The following is a 15,787-nucleotide window of genomic DNA, read 5'->3' on the forward strand; positions in this document are numbered from 1 at the left end:
TCATAGCGCCAAAGATTGCCAGATGATTCTGCTTAGACCGCGCCGGTCGCAGCGCCAGCTCCATCGCGCTCAAATCGTGCGCCGCGCCAGCACTGCGCCCCAAAACTGCGCAGCGCGTTGTCGTTTTAACGAATCAACCGCAACCGATATACTCACTCACAACCTTCTCGCCGTGTTTTGAGGAACTGCTTTTGAGTCTCGCCACCGAAGACCTCTCGACCTTTCAAGGTCTTATCTTTGCCCTGCAACGCTATTGGGCGGAGCTGGGCTGCGTCGTCGTGCAACCGTATGACATGGAAGTCGGCGCGGGCACTTTTCATCCCGCCACCTTTCTCCGCGCCATTGGCCCCGAACCTTGGCGCAGCGCCTACGTCCAACCCTCACGGCGACCGACCGACGGGCGCTATGGCGACAATCCCAATCGGCTCCAGCATTACTACCAATTCCAAGTGATGCTCAAACCCTCGCCGCCCGATATTCAAGAACTCTATCTCAACTCGCTGCGCCAGCTCGGGCTTGATCCGCTGGTGCATGACATCCGCTTTGTCGAAGACAACTGGGAATCGCCGACGCTCGGCGCGTGGGGCTTGGGCTGGGAAGTCTGGCTCAACGGCATGGAAGTGACGCAGTTCACCTATTTTCAACAAGTTGGCGGACTGGATTGTCGCCCCGTCACCGGCGAAATCACCTACGGCCTCGAACGCATCGCCATGTATTTGCAAGCGGTTGAAAGCGTTTATGATTTGGTCTGGAGCCGCTCACCCGCTGGCATCGTCACTTACGGCGACGTGTTCCATCAAAACGAAGTCGAGCAATCCACTTACAACTTTGAATACGCCGACACTGCCGCGCTGCTGAGTTGGTTTGACACCTGCGAGCGCCTGAGCACCGAATTGGTGGAGCGCAATCTGCCGCTGCCGGCGTATGAACAGGTGCTGCGGGCATCGCACACCTTCAATTTATTGGACGCTCGCGGCGCGATTTCCGTCACCGAGCGCCAGCGTTTCATTCTGCGCGTGCGCACCTTATCCCGCGCCGTCGCTCAATCCTATTTCGCCCGCCGCGAGGCGCTCGGTTTTCCGCTACTGGCGGCAGCGCAGGAGATAACTGTTTGAATACCTTGGCTGATCTGCTGATTGAAATCGGCACGGAAGAATTGCCACCGCTGGCGCTGCCGACGCTGATCAATGCGTTTGCTGACGGGCTGCGCCAGCAATTAAAAACGCACGGCATCGCGCACGGCGATTTAGAACAATTTGCTGCGCCGCGCCGATTGGCGCTGTTGATTCGCGCCGTCGCCACGCACCAGCCGGAGCAAATCACCACCCGACGCGGCCCCGCAGTCGCCGCTGCGTTCACCGCCGACGGACAACCGACGCCAGCCGCGCTCGGCTTTGCGCGGTCGTGCGGAGTGGAATTCGCCGACTTGCAGCGCGAGGAAACGGAAAAAGGCGCGTGGTTGAGCTTTTGCAGCCAGCGCCCCGGCTTGGCGACCGCGCAGCTCGTGCCGGCGATGACCGAGGCGGCGCTCGCCGGTTTACCGATTCCCAAACGGATGCGCTGGGGCGCAGGTGAAGCGGAATTTGTGCGCCCGGTGCAGTGGATTTGTCTGCTGCTCGGCGACGCACCAATTGCGGGCACGGTGTTGGGCATCGCCGCTGGCGCGAGCACTCGCGGCCATCGCTTTCATCATCCCGAGCCGATTCCGCTTAAAAATGCCGCTGATTACGCCGAGGCGCTGCGCGACGGCGGCTTTGTGGAACCGTCATTTGCGCGTCGCCGCGAGCTGATTCGGGAGCAAGTGACGGCAGTCGCAGCGACGGCTGGCTTGCAGGCGCGGATTGATGCCGAATTATTGGAGGAAGTGACGGCGCTGGTGGAATGGCCGCAGGCGTTGCTGTGTCGTTTCGACGCCAGTTATTTGGAGATTCCGCCGGAAGTGCTGATTGAAACGATGCAGCGCAACCAGAAATACTTCCCGCTGGATGACGCCGCTGGGCAGTTGCAAGCCAGTTTTGTCGCCGTCACCAACTTGGTCAGCCGCGATCCGGCGCAGATTCAAGCAGGCAATGAGCGGGTGATTCGGCCGCGTTTTGCGGATGCCGAATTTTTCTGGACGAAGGATTTGACGCAGCCGTTGAGCGCGTTTGCCGAGCGGCTAGAAACCGTCGTTTTTCAAGACAAACTCGGCACGATTGCCGCCAAAAGTCGCCGCGTGGCGCAGTTGGGGCAAACGCTGGCGCTGCATTTCGATCTTGAGCCGGCGTTGATTGCCCGCGCTGCGCAGTTGAGCAAATGCGATTTGGTCACGGCGATGGTGTACGAATTCCCGAGTTTACAAGGCGTTATGGGACGTTATTACGCCGAGCGTTCCGGCGAAGCGCCGGAGGTGTGCGCGGCGCTGGCGGAGCAGTATCAACCGAAATTTGCGGGCGATGCGCTGCCGGCGAGCAATTGCGGCAAGGTGCTGGCGCTCGCCGAGCGGATTGACACGCTGATCGGCATTTTCGGGATCGGGCAACGTCCGACCGGAACCCGCGATCCGTATGCGCTGCGCCGAGCGTCGATTGCGGTGCTCAGGTTATTGATTGAAAACGATATTAATCTTGATCTGCGCGAGGTGTTGCGCACGGCTGCCGCTGGTTTTGATGCAGGCGTTCTCGCTGCCGACACGGTGGAAACGGTGCTGGCGTATGTGTTGGAGCGGCTTGATGGCTATTACAGCGAGCGCGGCGTTGCCAGCGATACGGTGGCGGCGGTGCTCAGTTGCGGCGTGACCAATCCGTGCGATTTGGATCGGCGGATCGCAGCGGTGACGGCATTTCGAGCGTTGCCAGCGGCGGAAGCGTTGGCGGCAGCGAATAAACGCATCCGCAATATCTTGAGTAAAACCAACGCGATAGATGCGCAGCCAGTTGATCCGGCGTTGCTCACCGATCCGGCGGAAATGCGGCTGGCGGCGCGAGTTGCTGAATTGAATGCGGCAATTCAACCGCTGGCGGCGCAGCGCGATTATCTCGGCGTATTGACGGCGGTGGCGGAATTGCGCCCCGAAGTGGATGCGTTTTTCACGGAAGTAATGGTGATGGCTGAAGATGCGGCAATTCGCGCTAATCGGCTGCGCTTATTGCATTCATTGGCTGAATTGTGTTCACAAGTGGCTGATTTGTCGCGGTTGCAAGCAATGGTTGCTTAAACTATTTTTTGGAAAAGAGCGCAATTGCTGCCGGTTGCCAAGTCTCGCTCATTCTTCAACTACGGAAGAAAATGATCATGCGCTGCGCACCTCGTTTGTTCGCTAATGCCGGATTGACCGCCGGGCTGCTGGTGTCGTCGTTTGCGTGGGCAGCGCCGCAGCTTTCCGTATTTGGCACCTTGGGCGCAGCGGTTTCCGATCAAGACTTTGTGTATCAACGGCATCTCACCGATAACGGCACCGTTATCCACGACAGCTTGTTGGGGCTGCAATTGGACGCGGCGCTGAACCAACAGGTGCAGTTGACGGTGCAAACCAAGTTCGCCGCCTCCACCCATGATGATAATGCGTGGGAGCCAAGCCTGAGCTGGGCGTTTTTATCGTGGCGACCGGATAACGATATGCTGCTGCGGGTGGGCAAGTTGCGGCTGCCGCTGATGTTGTATTCCGCCAACAGCGACGTGGGCATGACCTTTCCGCTGGCGCGGATGCCGCAGGAATTGTATTCGTTGCTGCCGAGCACGGATGTCAAAGGGTTGGCCGTGTCGAAAACGTGGTTGCACGCGACCCGCGAGTGGACGCTGGAAAGTTATCTGGGGGAGACGCGCAGCGATTGGCGCTACTTTATGCGGGAGGAGTTGTTGCCAGAATTCACCCCCGGGACGCTGTATATCGGCACGGAGATGACGTTGGTGGGGGTGGTGTTGGCGACGAGCAATGATGACAGCACTTGGCGGATTGGCTTTCACCACGCGGAGGTGGAATCTGATTATGGTGCGCTGCCCAGTGATTACCCCTTCGTGCCCATTGCGCCGGGCATTGGCTATTTCAAAGTCTTTGAGGCGCTGCCGGGGCCACCGGTGCCCACCGTAGAAAAATTGCTGGTTGATGTGTTGACGGTGGGGATGGACCTTGCGCTGCCGCACGACTGGCGGGTGCTGGGCGAATATGGGCGGCGGCGCATCAGCAACGCCATCATCGGTCCAGACACCAGCGCCGGTTATCTCGCACTGCTCAAAACCATCGGGCGCTGGACGCCGTATGTGTATTGGGCGGGGATTCGTTCCCACAAGGACGCGCTGGGGCTGTATCAAAAGGTTAATCGCAATCGCGTGCCGGAGTTCATTCCTGATGCTGCTCTGCTCAACGCCACACAACGTCTTGCAGCGGATTTGCAGGGCGCGGTTGACCAGTATTCCGTCGCCTTTGGCGCAACGTATCGGCTCTCACCAACCAGCACTCTCAAAACGGAATGGTCACACACGCGCACCGGCGCAACGTCTTATATGGTTGATGCGCCGTTCGCCGAAGAAAACGGTGGACGTCAAATCAACGTGTTCTCGCTGTTGTATAGCTTCACGTTTTAAGCCCGCATCACCGCAGCGCGTAATCCAACACCAAGCCCAAAAAGATCACCATTCCAACGTAATTGTTATTCAAAAAGGCTTGAAAACAGCGCAGCGGCTGGCGGTCGTGAATCAACCATTGCTGATACACCGCGCAGCCCGCCGCAATCAGCACCCCCAGTTCAAACCAGATGCCGCGTCCCGCCGCCAAACCCAGCGCCAGCACCGCGCCGAGAAACATCACCTGCAACACGCCAATCACCACCCGATCCCACGCACCAAACAGAATCGCCGTCGATTTAATCCCCACTTGCACATCATCCTCACGATCCACCATCGCGTATTGGGTGTCGTAAATCAGCGCCCACAGCAGCGTCGTCGCAAACAATAACCACGCCTCCAGCGGCACCGCCGTCGTCACCGCCATAAACGCCATCGGAATTGCCCAGCCAAAGGCAGCGCCAAGAAACAACTGCGGCACATGCGTGAAGCGCTTCATAAACGGATAAATAAACGTCAGCGCCAGCGCCACCACCGACAGCGCCACCGTCTGCCAATTCAGCAATAACACCAACCCAAATGCCGTCACACTCAGCGTCAGAAATATCGCCACCGCTTCGGTTGGCGTCACCGCGCCGGTCGCCAGCGGACGCTGCTGCGTGCGCGTGACGTGCCCGTCCACTTTCCGATCCGCAAAATCATTGATGGCGCAGCCCGCCGACCGCATCAACACCACGCCCAGCACAAAAATCATCACGATGAACCAAGGCGGTTGTCCGGCACCTGCCAACCACAGCGCCCACAGCGCCGGCCACATCAGCAGAAAAATGCCAATCGGACGATTGAGCCGCACCAACACCAGATATTGTGCCAAGCGTTCGCGTCCCGTCTGCGGACGCGCCGAACCGATTTCTACATTAGGGAAAGTCATGGAATACGTCTTTACAATTTAGGAATGACACAGTTGGACTTTTCAATAGTTCAAGTTGTCGCATTAAATACGCAATCACCATTGACTTACGAAGAGCGGACACGTTTACGCAAACAGGCTTCAATATGCGCTTCCAATACTTCGGGAGTGAACGGCTTGGCAACATAACCAGTCACACCAGCAATGACGGCATCTTTCACCTGCGCTTGACTTTTTTCTGCCGTCACCATTAACACCGGCAAGCCTTGCAATTCTGGATTAGCTCGCACAGAGCGCAACACTTCCAAACCCGTCATGCCGGGCATATTCCAATCGCAAATCACCATGTCGATATTGTCTTTTTCCGCCAGAACTTTTAGCGCCCCTTGCCCATTTCTTGCTTCGAGAATATCAAAAATTCTCATTTGATTTAACACCGCACGAATAAACATTCGCATCGACGCCATATCATCAACAACGAGTATCTTTAAGGCGCGGCTGTTTTTAATATCCATGTATCATCTCACTTCACTTAACACTAGCGTTTCGTATGGTTAAAACGCGGTTTCATTCAAGCCATCACCGTCTGCAATGAACAACTGCTGCACCTGCGCAACCATTTGCGTGAATGCCTGCTGCGCCAGCGGCGAGAGTTGATAATTGGCATAATCAAATGATGCACCACCAGCCGAGATTAAAAAACTCTCAGGAACTCGTCCATACAGCGCCGCGCACCATGCCAATAATTCTTGCGGATTCAGAAAATGTGCCATTGATGACAGCGTATCGCCATTGGGCGTCAATCGCTGACATCGCACTTCACCTGGTGCCGCATCAATTGCCGCATCCACAAAGATCACGCGCTCCTGCGCAGCTAAATCTGCCACTAATTCCGCAGTTAAAATATGACGGGAGAGCGCGCTCACGCCGGGCGGCAATTCACAGCGGGCGAAATGATCAGCCACCAAAGGCCCAATCGCATCATCGCCACGAATAGGGCTGCCATAGCCGATGATTAACGTCTTCACCGCTTATCCTTGACTGCTGCGGATGAGCGTATCAATCACGGTGCCCTGTGCATTTTTTAATTCAATATGCAGCGGCATTTGCCCAAAAGCATGTGACGCGCAGGATAAACACGGATCAAAGCAGCGAATCACCGCCTCCACCCGATTTAACATGCCTTCTTGCAAATTATTACCGTCCACATACGCCTCAGCAACTTGGAGAATGGCTTGATTCATTGCCAGATTATTGTGTCCGGTCGCAATAATAAGATTCACCCAGTTAATTAACCCGTCGTCATCAATGCGATAATGATGAATTAAGGTGCCGCGTGGTGCTTCTGAAATGCCAATCCCGACATTACGATTGCTGCGAGCACGCGCACGCACGCGGGCATCAAGAATACTCGGGTCTTTTAAGTGCCGTTCCATCATTTCAATCGCATAAATGCTTTCTACCAATCGCGCATAATGATAATGAAAGCTGCTGGTGATGGGACCGGATTCTTGGAGCATGTGGAATTCAGCCAGCGCCACATCTGCATACGGTGTCCCGCAGGCTTGGGCATTATTTAATCGCGCCAGCGGCCCTACGCGATAAATGCCTTGCGGATAGCCTTGCGGTTTGTAATACGGGAATTTCATATAACTGAAATCCTCAACCGCTTCTCCAATCAGGCGCTCGTAATCTTCCAGCGGCACCATATCTTCAACAATACGACCTTGCGCATCTTTAATGCGTAACAAACCGTCGTAATGTTCCAAATTACCCTGCGGCGTCACTAAACTTAAAAATAGCGTGGGGACGGTACCAAAATGATTGGCTTCATCTTTGAATTTAGGCACCAGCGTTTTGAAAAACGTATAAGTACGCCGCGCAATATCTAATGCTTCTGGCAATAGCGCGAGCAGCGCGTCGCGTTTTTCTATCGTCAACGCTTCATTAACGCCGCCGGGCACCACCCAAGTCGGATGAATCTTTTTGCCGCCGAGCGTTTCAATAATGGTTTGTCCAATCTGGCGCAACCGAATGCCATCTCGCGCCAATTCGGGATAATTGCGCATCACGCCAAAAATGTTGCGGGTGGCGGGATCGGAATCCCAACCAAATAGCAAATCCGGTGACGATAAATGAAAAAATGACAGCGCGTGCGATTGTAAAAACTGCGCTAAATTCATAATGCGCCGCAATTTTTCTGCGGTCGGCGGAATACTGATAGCTAATAAATGATCGCAGGCTTTATTAGATGCTAATAAATGACTGACCGGACAGATGCCGCAGGTGCGGGCAGTGAGTGCGGGCATTTCGCGGTAGGGGCGACCTTCGCAAAATTTCTCAAAACCGCGAAATTGGGTGAGATGAAAACGCGCATCGGTGACTGCGCCATCATCATCGAGGTGCAAACTGATGCGGGCGTGACCTTCGATGCGCGTCACTGGTTCAATACTAATTGTGCGGCTCATGGTGATTTCATTCCTCAACTATTCGACGCCGTAACCGTTAGTTTTCTATTCTGAACGGTTATTGCTATTTTTAGCGCAAAGTAAACTGTTTTGTCAGTGTCACTCAATTGCTTGCTGGCGCGGGGCGGATCAACTTTGGCACAAGCGTCACGCGCGACTATTGCCAATTGTGCGCGATGGTATATCTTTTATCACGCAACGGCAGTTGCGCCATTTCATCCTGATTGCATTTGGAGTTTGATCCATGATGAACCAACGCTTCATTCCCTTTATTTGCACCGCAGTAGCGGCACTCAGTCTGCTGCCGCTGCCCGCTCACGCTTTCAAATGCCTGCCGCTGTACGGCAACTGGTGCGGCCCCGGACATCCCAACACGGTGGCGCTGCCGCCGATTGATGAGTTTGATGCCGCCTGTATGCGTCACGATTTGTGCCTCAATTCACCCGCCCCCGTTGGGCTGTGCGATCACAATTTTGTGATTGAAATCAATCAATTTGCTGCACAAGTCGGCTATCTGCCGCGACCGTTACAGTGGGCGGAATACCTCATTCGCCTCAAATCTGGCGGCGGTTGGGGCGGAATGCCGCTCCCGCTGCCGCATGACGCCGCCGGGCTGATGTCCAGCATTCTCAAGCCGTGCCCCTGACATGCGCCGCACTTTTTATATTGGCATCGTGCTGCTGACAGTGCTGGCGCAGCAGCCCGCGCTGGCGGCAGACATTCCCAGCGCCGCCGGTGCTTGCGTGGGCGGGCAAACCGAAACCACGCCCTCCACTGCGTTTGCTGCGCTTGATGACGGCAGCCGCGTCCGCCATGCCCCCACCGAATTGGAGTGGCAACGCTGCGCCTTGGGGCAAACTTGGGCAGCGGCTGAAAACCGTTGCGCCGGACGTCCCAAAACCTTCTCTTGGCTGCAAGTCGGACGTTTGACGCCGCTGTTGACCGAGGGCTGGCGGCTGCCAACTGGACAAGAATTGATGAGCATTATTGAAAAATGTCATGTCTCACCCGCGATCAATCTGCAAGTTTTTCCCAATACGCCATCCGCATTATTTTGGACTTCATCAATAGATAGCGGCGGCGTTGAACGCATTTGGAGCCTGAGTTTTTTTAGTGGTTTAGCCTATCGTTCCAGCACGCTTCAAGCAGCGCGAGTGCGTTTGGTGCGCGGCACTTTCAAACCACCGCCGCCAGAATCGGAACCGGCGAATTAACGCAGCAGCGCCACTTACCAGGGGCGATATTCCAAATCAGGAATATCTTCGCGCTGAAACACGGCGGGTAATTTCAGCAACAATGCTTGCAATGGCGCAAATTCTAAACGGCAACTATACGAGGCTTTGGCGGCTTCAATTGGCAATTCCAACCAATACTCGGTCGCACCCGCCCGAAAAATTTGCAACACATTATCCTGCGCATCAATTAAACCAAGATAATCATCTTCACTCTGCAAACGCGGCAATAACTGTTCGCAAATCGTGCGGGCAGTCATTTCAATCGCATTCACCGACGATACCGCTTCGCCGCTACGCTCAAATAAATAAAAAACACGATAGTGCATTACGCAATCTTCCTATTGAAGTTCACCATACACGGTCAAAATTTTGCGCCACATCCGCGCACCCAATCACATGACGCGGTGGCAGTATTGAACAGTTGAGGTGGTTGCGCATCTTCTGACAACTGACACGCAACTTCTCGCACTATTCTGATGACAATCAACCATCTGCGGGTATCACAGCGCGAAAAATTGCCCGCGCCGCCGCCTTTCCGTGCTTAATATACGCTTGATTTTCCGCGTTCAAATCGTTTTGCTAACCACCAGCCCTGTCGATGTTTGCGACCACTTGAGCCTATTCACCCGTGCCATTTTCGTCATTGACTGACGCCGATTCCATCCTGCGCCTCTTTCGAGCGCGGGTGTTCAAACCGACCGAAGGCGTCTTCCTCTTTCATCCGCGAGCGATGGAACGCCTGATCGCCGAGCATCTTGCTGCGCACGGTTATGAGACCTCCGTCCCCGCGCTGACGTATTACTTGATGGCGGCAACGGACTTTTTAAGCGGCCTCGAATCAGAAAATCCCGAAGCCCTCGCCATCATCGAAGGTCTCAATTTACCCGCGCAGGTGATTTTGCTCCCGATGCCGGTGGAGCAACGGTTAGATGCCGCTGGCTTCACCCGCCTGCTGCGCGACTATTGGGCGCGGCGATTTGAAGCGGAAGTAGCGCGGACGTGGCAAGCCGAGCGCGATCTGCGCCGCGATGACGCCACCAGCGCCCTGAGCGCGTTAATCGGTGCGCCCGCGCTGGCAGAAATCCGCGAATTATTAACCCGCGATGCCGTCATTCCCGCTGGTCTCAGCCCCGCCCTCATCACCCGCAGCTTCGTCGCCTTGATTGTCCGTCTGCATTATTTCAGCCCCGGTGTGCGCGGCTTCTTTTTTCCCGCAATTCCCGACTGGGCAGCCATTGACGACTGGCTACACGCCAGCGGACTGCACTTAACGCCCGCACCATCTGCCGATCCGCTGCCGACGTTATTACAACGCCTCCGCCCGGATGAACGCTGCGGAGCCGCAGCCCAACCGCTGCGCCTGCCCAACGATCTGCCTTATGCCCGCACTGATGCGAGTTGGCAGCCGCCAGAACGCCAAATCGCCGCGCCACCAGCGCCAGCTCCCGCGCCAGCAACCTGTGAACCCACTCATGCCTGTCCGTTACAGCGCCGCACCTGTGCCGCCGCGCAAGCCCTGAATGCTTGCGACATGACGCCAACGCCCGTCACCACTTGGCGCGGACGGCTGCGCGATGTCGTGTTAGGCAGCATCGCCCCGCTTCTCGACATCCTCTTGGCGCTGCCGCGACCTTTTTGGTGGCGCACCGGCATTCCCGCCGTCGTGACCGAATTACGCTGGCGCTGCGCCCTGCTGCTATTACGCCACGCCCTGCGCACGGCGGCAGCGGCTGAACGCCGCGATCAATTTGCGACCGTGATTGACCAGTTCGCCGCCGCGCAGCGCCGTCTTCACCATCTCGACACCACCTGCGCGGATGCCAGCACACCTTTAGCGGAACGCTTGGCGCAGCGCCGACGAGCGGCTGAACGCGCCTTGCCGATGCTGCTGGCGCAGCAGTGGAATTTAGACGCCAGCAGCGCCCACGAACTCAGCCAGCTCGTCAGTCATCTGGGTGCAGCCAGCCTTGCTCCCGCTGACACCTGGACGGCGCGAACCCTGCTGCACGATTTAGAGCGCGTCTTGTTGGAAAGTCGCACGACGTATTACGAGCTGCGCCCGCTGGTGTGGATATTGAGCATGGGCAAAACCCACCTGCGACAGGTGTTGCCCTTTCAAGCCAATCTCAAAGCCCTCCGCGCTCTCGACACCAGCTTGACGCGCTTAGAACAACTCGGCTGGGAGCCGCTCTTGGTGGAACGCTTCCATCAGCCGCTGCACCAACTAGCGCAGCAACTGACCGTCCACTTGGAACAGCAGCTCAAACCGCATTTGCAGCACGCGCTGACCGCAGCAGGTTTTTGTCCCCACGATCACCGCGAGGCAATCGCCGCGCACAAGGTGCTGCGCGAGCTGCTCGACGTGATTGAACATCGCCGGCATCTCAAATTCACCGACGTGCGCGACATCGTCGCCCGCAACCTGCTGCGCCTGCCGGATTTCACCGCCGCCGCGCTGGTCAACGGCGACCGCTTGGCGCAGTTCGACCGCAGCGCCGCCCACACGCTGCCGGGCGTGTACAAACCCGGCGAGTTTTATTTGAAAGGATTGCAGCAACTGGGCGCACCGCTGTTCGGCACCGCCGTTGGACGTCTGATCTTGGCGCATCTGATTTTGCCGTTTGGATTCGCCTTTTTGGGCTTAAAAACGCTGCACGTTTTGATTGACGTATTGACGCATCACAGCGTGGATTTAACCCCGCTGTGGCTCGTCATCGCCGTCGGCACGCTGATAAACGTGATCGTCCACGCGCACGGCGTGCGCACCATCTTGCTGGCGCTGCTGCGCGGGCTGTGGTGGGGCGTGCGGCTCCTGCTTTACGACGGTTTACGCCGCCTCCTGCGCTGGCAACCGCTGCTGCAATTGCTCGACACCACCGTCGTGCGCAGCGTTGATCGCCATTTACTGCGTCCATTTTTCGTTGGCAGCTTTTTATTAACGCCAATTATCGCAATCAATAGCCTTGTTGCGGGTGAATTAACCACGCCAGAACTCTCTGTTTTTGCGTTAGCATTAGCACTTGGTACCTTGGTACGCAATACGCCAGCCGGTCGGCATTTACTCGATGACACCGCCAGCGGTGTGGGGCGCGTGGTGCGCATTGTCAATCAAACTCTCATTATTGGTTTAGTGCGCGAACTCATCCAATTTTTCAAAGAAGTCACGCGCCGCTTTCAACAAGGCTTGCATTGGATTGAAGAATTATTGAGTCATCGCTTAGGTGAATCACGTTTAGAGCTTATTATAAAAGCCTTATTGGTACCGATTTGGCGGCTGATCGATGCAGTGATGCAATTTTATGTCACTGTCTTGGTGGAACCGCAGGTCAATCCAATTAAACACTTTCCTCTGGTGACAATTGGGCATAAATTGATGTTGCCATTTTTTCCGCTCATCACCAGTTTTTTGCTCACCGTCACCGCCACCATTTTACCAAAATGGGTCGCTTATCCCGTCGTTACTATCACCGTTTTATTATTGCCGGGCTTGGCTGGTTTTTTAGTCTGGGAACTCAAAGAAAACTGGAAACTGTACGCCGCCAATCACCGCCATCCGCCGCATCCAGCGGTTGGCAAAAAAATGAAAAGCTCGTTTTTCAAAGAGAAATGGCGCAAATTTACCGGATTGAAATGGCGGCTGCGTCATGCGTGGTCATGGCGCTGGTTCACTAAAAAAGCGCCCGTGCCCGTCGTCTCCGCACCACCACTTCAGCCCGTGCTCATTGAATGTGCGGCAATTGAATTAGCAATTATTGGTCATCACGGCGAAACGATGCGGGGCTTATTACAGCGCGGTTTTCACAGCGGCACATTACCCAAAGCCTTTGATCGGTTACGGCGCGTGTTGCGCACGCAAATTCGCACGGGAATTGATACGCCGCAGCGCCTGCGCGATGCTCGCCGTCATCTCGCCGAGATTGAACGCGCCATTTGTGTCTTTTGTGAGCGTGAATTAGCGTATGCCTTGCGCCGCCGGTGCCGCGAACCCAATTGCGGTCTCGCTCGGGTGGAAACGCAGCGCCCGCGTTTAGCCACTGCCTCATTTGAATTGAAGTTAATGTTATATGGAACAACTGCCACGCCGACGGCGCTCACCATTCACTTCTTTTTATTGGAACCGGATTTATTTTTAACCGTAACGGTGGGCGGCGATGGCAGTTTATTACGCGAACAGTGCTGGCAACAACTCAGTGAAGATTTACAAATGTTTAGCGGTCGCGCTGGCGCAAAATTGATGATCGTACACGATCATTTACCGACACCTTAATTGCAGTTTTTATTGCACTATTGGAATTCATGGCATGTCCAGAAAACGTCAATCACCGCCAACTGAAGTGGTCGAGGCTGACATCACTGCGCTCACTCACGAGGGGCGCGGTCTCACGCATATCGACGGCAAAACCGTCTTCGTGGACGGGGCGCTGGCGGGTGAGCGGGTGCGCTACCGTTACACCCGCATTCAGCGGCATTTTGATGAGGCGACGGTGGTGGAAGTGCTCCGCGCTGCGCCGGAACGGGTGACGCCGCAATGTCCACATTTTGGTCTGTGCGGCGGCTGTAGCCTGCAACATTTGCACGCGGGAGCGCAGATTGCGGTCAAACAAGCGAGCCTCGCTGACCTGTTGACGCGCATCGGCAAGGTGACGCCGAGCGCATGGCTGCCGCCGGTGGTGGCGGAATCTTGGGGCTATCGCCGTAAGGCGCGGCTGGGCGTGCGTTATGTCCACAAAAAAGGGCGCACCTTGGTCGGATTTCGGGAGCGCCACAGCGGATTTCTCGCTGATTTGAGCACCTGCGCGGTGTTGCATCCCAGCATCGGCACGCGGTTGACGGCGCTGGCGGCGACGCTGGATCAGTTGAGCATCCGCGAGCAGGTGCCGCAGGTGGAGATCGCAGTTGGTGATGCGGCGACGGTGCTGGTGCTGCGGGTGATGCAGCCGCTGAGTGCGGCGGATGAGCACTTGTTGCTGGCGCTCGCAGCGGAGGAACAGTGGCGGCTGTATGTGCAGGAAGGCGGGGTGGAGACGATCCGCCCGTTGCCCGGGCAAGCGGTTGATTTATATTATCAATTTCCGCATTTGGGGCTGCAATTGGCGTTTTTGCCGCACGATTTCACGCAGGTGAATGGGGCGCTTAATCAGCTCATGGTGGCGCAAGCGTTGGAATTGTTAGCGATCCAGCCGCACGAGGCGGTGTTGGATTTATTTTGCGGGCTGGGCAATTTCACCTTGCCGCTGGCGCAACAGGCGGCGCGGGTGATTGGTGTGGAAGGCGACGCCGGTTTGGTGGCGCGGGCACAAGCCAATGCTGCCCACAATCAGCTTGATAATGTGACGTTTTATGCGGCCAATCTCGATGGCAGCTTGGAGCACCAGCCGTGGCTGCAAGAGCGGTTCACCGTCGCGCTGCTTGATCCACCGCGCAGCGGGGCGCAGGCGGTGCTGGAGGTGTTACCGCGTTTGGGCGTTGAGCGCATTGTGTATGTCTCATGCAACCCGGCGACGCTGGCGCGGGACGCCGCCCAGCTCGTCAGTTTGGGCTATCGGCTGCACGCGGCGGGAGTGATGGATATGTTTCCGCACACTGCGCATGTGGAGTCGATGGCACTTTTTTATCGAGCACACGAGTTGGGTTGCGATTAGCATCGCGTCACCATTCACTTGCCGCGAGAACGTCCGTTGAACCTCGCCTTGATTTCTCATCCTTCTTGTCAAGCCCATCGCATGGGTGCGCATCATCCCGAATGTCCCGAACGTCTGTACGCGATTCAAGATCGGTTAGTCGCGTCCGGGATGGAGATGTTGGTGACGCATTACGACGCGCCAGCAGCGACCATTGAACAGCTCACCCGCGTTCACGATGCCGATTATGTGCAACGCATTTTTGCTGCCGCGCCCACCGGCACCGATCCGCTGGCGCTGGTGTGGCTTGATGGCGACACGGCGTTGAATTGCCACACGCTGGAGGCGGCGCAACATGCTGCTGGCGCGGCGATTTTAGCGGTGGATTTGGTGCTGAGTGATCGCCACCACGCCGCTTTTTGCGCGGTGCGTCCGCCGGGGCATCACGCCGGACGTCGCACCAGCGGCGGCTTTTGTTTATTCAACAATCTGGCAGTCGGCGCGGCACACGCGCTGGCGGTACATGGGCTGGAGCGCATCGGGATTGTGGATTTTGATGTCCATCACGGCGACGGCACCGAAGACATTTTCAGCGGCGAGGCGCGGGTGCTGCTGTGTTCGAGTTTCCAGCATCCGTTTTATCCCGGCACCGGCGCTGACAGCACCGCTCCCAACGTGATTAACGTCCCGCTGCCGCGTTTGACTGACGGCGCAGCGTTTCGGGCGGCGGTGGGCGCAGCGTGGCTGGCGCGATTGGATGCGTTTGCGCCGCAATTGCTGATGATTTCCGCTGGTTTTGATGGGCATCTCGAAGACGATATGGCGCATTTCAATTTGCACACTGCCGACTTTGGCTGGCTCACCCGCGAGATTCATTTATTAGCCCGCAAACATTGCCAAGAGCGGGTGGTGTCCTGTTTAGAAGGGGGATATGCGCTCTCCGCATTGGGACGCAGCGTTGCGACGCATGTAGATGAATTGATCGGGCAGGTGTAACAACTGTCGGATCAC

14 protein-coding genes are annotated in these 15,787 nt (G+C 56.4%); 9 read left to right on the forward strand and 5 right to left on the reverse strand.

Annotation, left to right across the window (positions count from 1 at the left end; translation table 11 throughout):
- Positions 1–22: 22 nt before the first annotated feature.
- The 4 genes from CKO12_RS04445 (at position 23) to CKO12_RS04460 (ending at position 4,563) form a co-directional block, all read left to right on the forward strand.
- The gene (locus CKO12_RS04445) at positions 23–181 is read left to right on the forward strand and encodes a hypothetical protein (protein ID WP_200153532.1); all 159 of its coding nucleotides are present in this window, start codon (positions 23–25) and stop codon (positions 179–181) included.
- A 10-nt stretch (positions 182–191) separates the two neighbouring features.
- Positions 192–1,115 (forward strand): glycine--tRNA ligase subunit alpha, encoded by a 924-nt coding sequence (glyQ, locus tag CKO12_RS04450; protein ID WP_200153533.1) that lies wholly within the window; start codon positions 192–194, stop codon positions 1,113–1,115.
- On the forward strand, positions 1,112–3,196 hold the full coding sequence (gene glyS, locus CKO12_RS04455) for a glycine--tRNA ligase subunit beta (RefSeq protein WP_200153534.1): 2,085 nt from the start codon (positions 1,112–1,114) through the stop codon (positions 3,194–3,196). Before glyQ ends, glyS begins: the two co-directional genes overlap by 4 nt.
- Positions 3,197–3,273: 77 nt before the next feature.
- Positions 3,274–4,563, forward strand: coding sequence for a hypothetical protein (locus CKO12_RS04460; protein ID WP_200153535.1), 1,290 nt, complete (start codon positions 3,274–3,276; stop codon positions 4,561–4,563).
- A gap of 7 nt (positions 4,564–4,570) precedes the next feature.
- On the opposite strand, the gene ubiA is transcribed toward CKO12_RS04460, so the two are convergent.
- From ubiA to CKO12_RS04480, 4 genes are all read right to left on the reverse strand, one after another.
- Positions 4,571–5,473: a 4-hydroxybenzoate octaprenyltransferase gene (ubiA, locus tag CKO12_RS04465; protein WP_200153536.1), complete on the reverse strand. Its 903-nt coding sequence runs from the start codon at positions 5,471–5,473 to the stop codon at positions 4,571–4,573.
- Between the two features lie 86 nt (positions 5,474–5,559).
- A complete protein-coding gene (locus tag CKO12_RS04470; RefSeq protein ID WP_200153537.1) occupies positions 5,560–5,967 on the reverse strand; it encodes a response regulator in 408 nt (135 codons plus the stop codon).
- A gap of 39 nt (positions 5,968–6,006) precedes the next feature.
- The gene (locus CKO12_RS04475; RefSeq protein WP_200153538.1) at positions 6,007–6,480 is read right to left on the reverse strand and encodes a hydrogenase maturation protease; all 474 of its coding nucleotides are present in this window, start codon (positions 6,478–6,480) and stop codon (positions 6,007–6,009) included.
- 3 nt (positions 6,481–6,483) lie between these two features.
- Entirely contained in the window at positions 6,484–7,920 is a 1,437-nt protein-coding gene (locus CKO12_RS04480) for a Ni/Fe hydrogenase subunit alpha (RefSeq protein WP_200153539.1), read from the reverse strand.
- A 244-nt stretch (positions 7,921–8,164) separates the two neighbouring features.
- Between CKO12_RS04480 and CKO12_RS04485 the strand changes: the two genes are divergently transcribed.
- Complete coding sequence (locus CKO12_RS04485; protein ID WP_242466203.1) at positions 8,165–8,566, forward strand: phospholipase A2 family protein; 402 nt, start codon at positions 8,165–8,167, stop codon at positions 8,564–8,566.
- 1 nt (position 8,567) lies between these two features.
- Positions 8,568–9,134, forward strand: coding sequence for an Lcl C-terminal domain-containing protein (locus CKO12_RS04490; protein ID WP_200153540.1), 567 nt, complete (start codon positions 8,568–8,570; stop codon positions 9,132–9,134).
- Between the two features lie 14 nt (positions 9,135–9,148).
- On the opposite strand, the gene CKO12_RS04495 is transcribed toward CKO12_RS04490, so the two are convergent.
- Positions 9,149–9,481 (reverse strand): hypothetical protein, encoded by a 333-nt coding sequence (locus tag CKO12_RS04495; protein WP_200153541.1) that lies wholly within the window; start codon positions 9,479–9,481, stop codon positions 9,149–9,151.
- Positions 9,482–9,783: 302 nt separating this feature from the next.
- On the opposite strand from CKO12_RS04495, the gene CKO12_RS04500 reads away from it, so the two are divergent.
- The 3 genes from CKO12_RS04500 to CKO12_RS04510 are packed head-to-tail and all read left to right on the forward strand — an operon-like array spanning position 9,784 to position 15,772.
- A complete protein-coding gene (locus tag CKO12_RS04500) occupies positions 9,784–13,422 on the forward strand; it encodes a sulfite exporter TauE/SafE family protein (RefSeq protein ID WP_200153542.1) in 3,639 nt (1,212 codons plus the stop codon).
- 34 nt (positions 13,423–13,456) lie between these two features.
- Positions 13,457–14,797, forward strand: a complete 1,341-nt coding sequence (gene rlmD / locus CKO12_RS04505; RefSeq protein ID WP_200153543.1) for a 23S rRNA (uracil(1939)-C(5))-methyltransferase RlmD — start codon at positions 13,457–13,459, stop codon at positions 14,795–14,797.
- Between the two features lie 36 nt (positions 14,798–14,833).
- Positions 14,834–15,772, forward strand: a complete 939-nt coding sequence (locus CKO12_RS04510) for a histone deacetylase family protein (protein WP_200153544.1) — start codon at positions 14,834–14,836, stop codon at positions 15,770–15,772.
- Positions 15,773–15,787 lie beyond the last annotated feature (15 nt).

It is taken from the genome of Chromatium okenii, from assembly GCF_016583745.1.
GTDB classification, from domain to species: domain Bacteria; phylum Pseudomonadota; class Gammaproteobacteria; order Chromatiales; family Chromatiaceae; genus Chromatium; species Chromatium okenii.

Coding starts and splice junctions, on each gene's coding strand:
- CKO12_RS04480 (WP_200153539.1), bottom strand. CDS start 7,920: ATGAGCCGCACAATTAGTATTGAACCAGTGACGCGCATCGAAGGTCAC.
- CKO12_RS04490 (WP_200153540.1), top strand. CDS start 8,568: ATGCGCCGCACTTTTTATATTGGCATCGTGCTGCTGACAGTGCTGGCG.
- ubiA (WP_200153536.1), bottom strand. CDS start 5,473: ATGACTTTCCCTAATGTAGAAATCGGTTCGGCGCGTCCGCAGACGGGA.
- CKO12_RS04460 (WP_200153535.1), top strand. CDS start 3,274: ATGCGCTGCGCACCTCGTTTGTTCGCTAATGCCGGATTGACCGCCGGG.
- CKO12_RS04495 (WP_200153541.1), bottom strand. CDS start 9,481: ATGCACTATCGTGTTTTTTATTTATTTGAGCGTAGCGGCGAAGCGGTA.
- CKO12_RS04470 (WP_200153537.1), bottom strand. CDS start 5,967: ATGGATATTAAAAACAGCCGCGCCTTAAAGATACTCGTTGTTGATGAT.
- CKO12_RS04485 (WP_242466203.1), top strand. CDS start 8,165: ATGATGAACCAACGCTTCATTCCCTTTATTTGCACCGCAGTAGCGGCA.
- rlmD (WP_200153543.1), top strand. CDS start 13,457: ATGTCCAGAAAACGTCAATCACCGCCAACTGAAGTGGTCGAGGCTGAC.
- CKO12_RS04445 (WP_200153532.1), top strand. CDS start 23: ATGATTCTGCTTAGACCGCGCCGGTCGCAGCGCCAGCTCCATCGCGCT.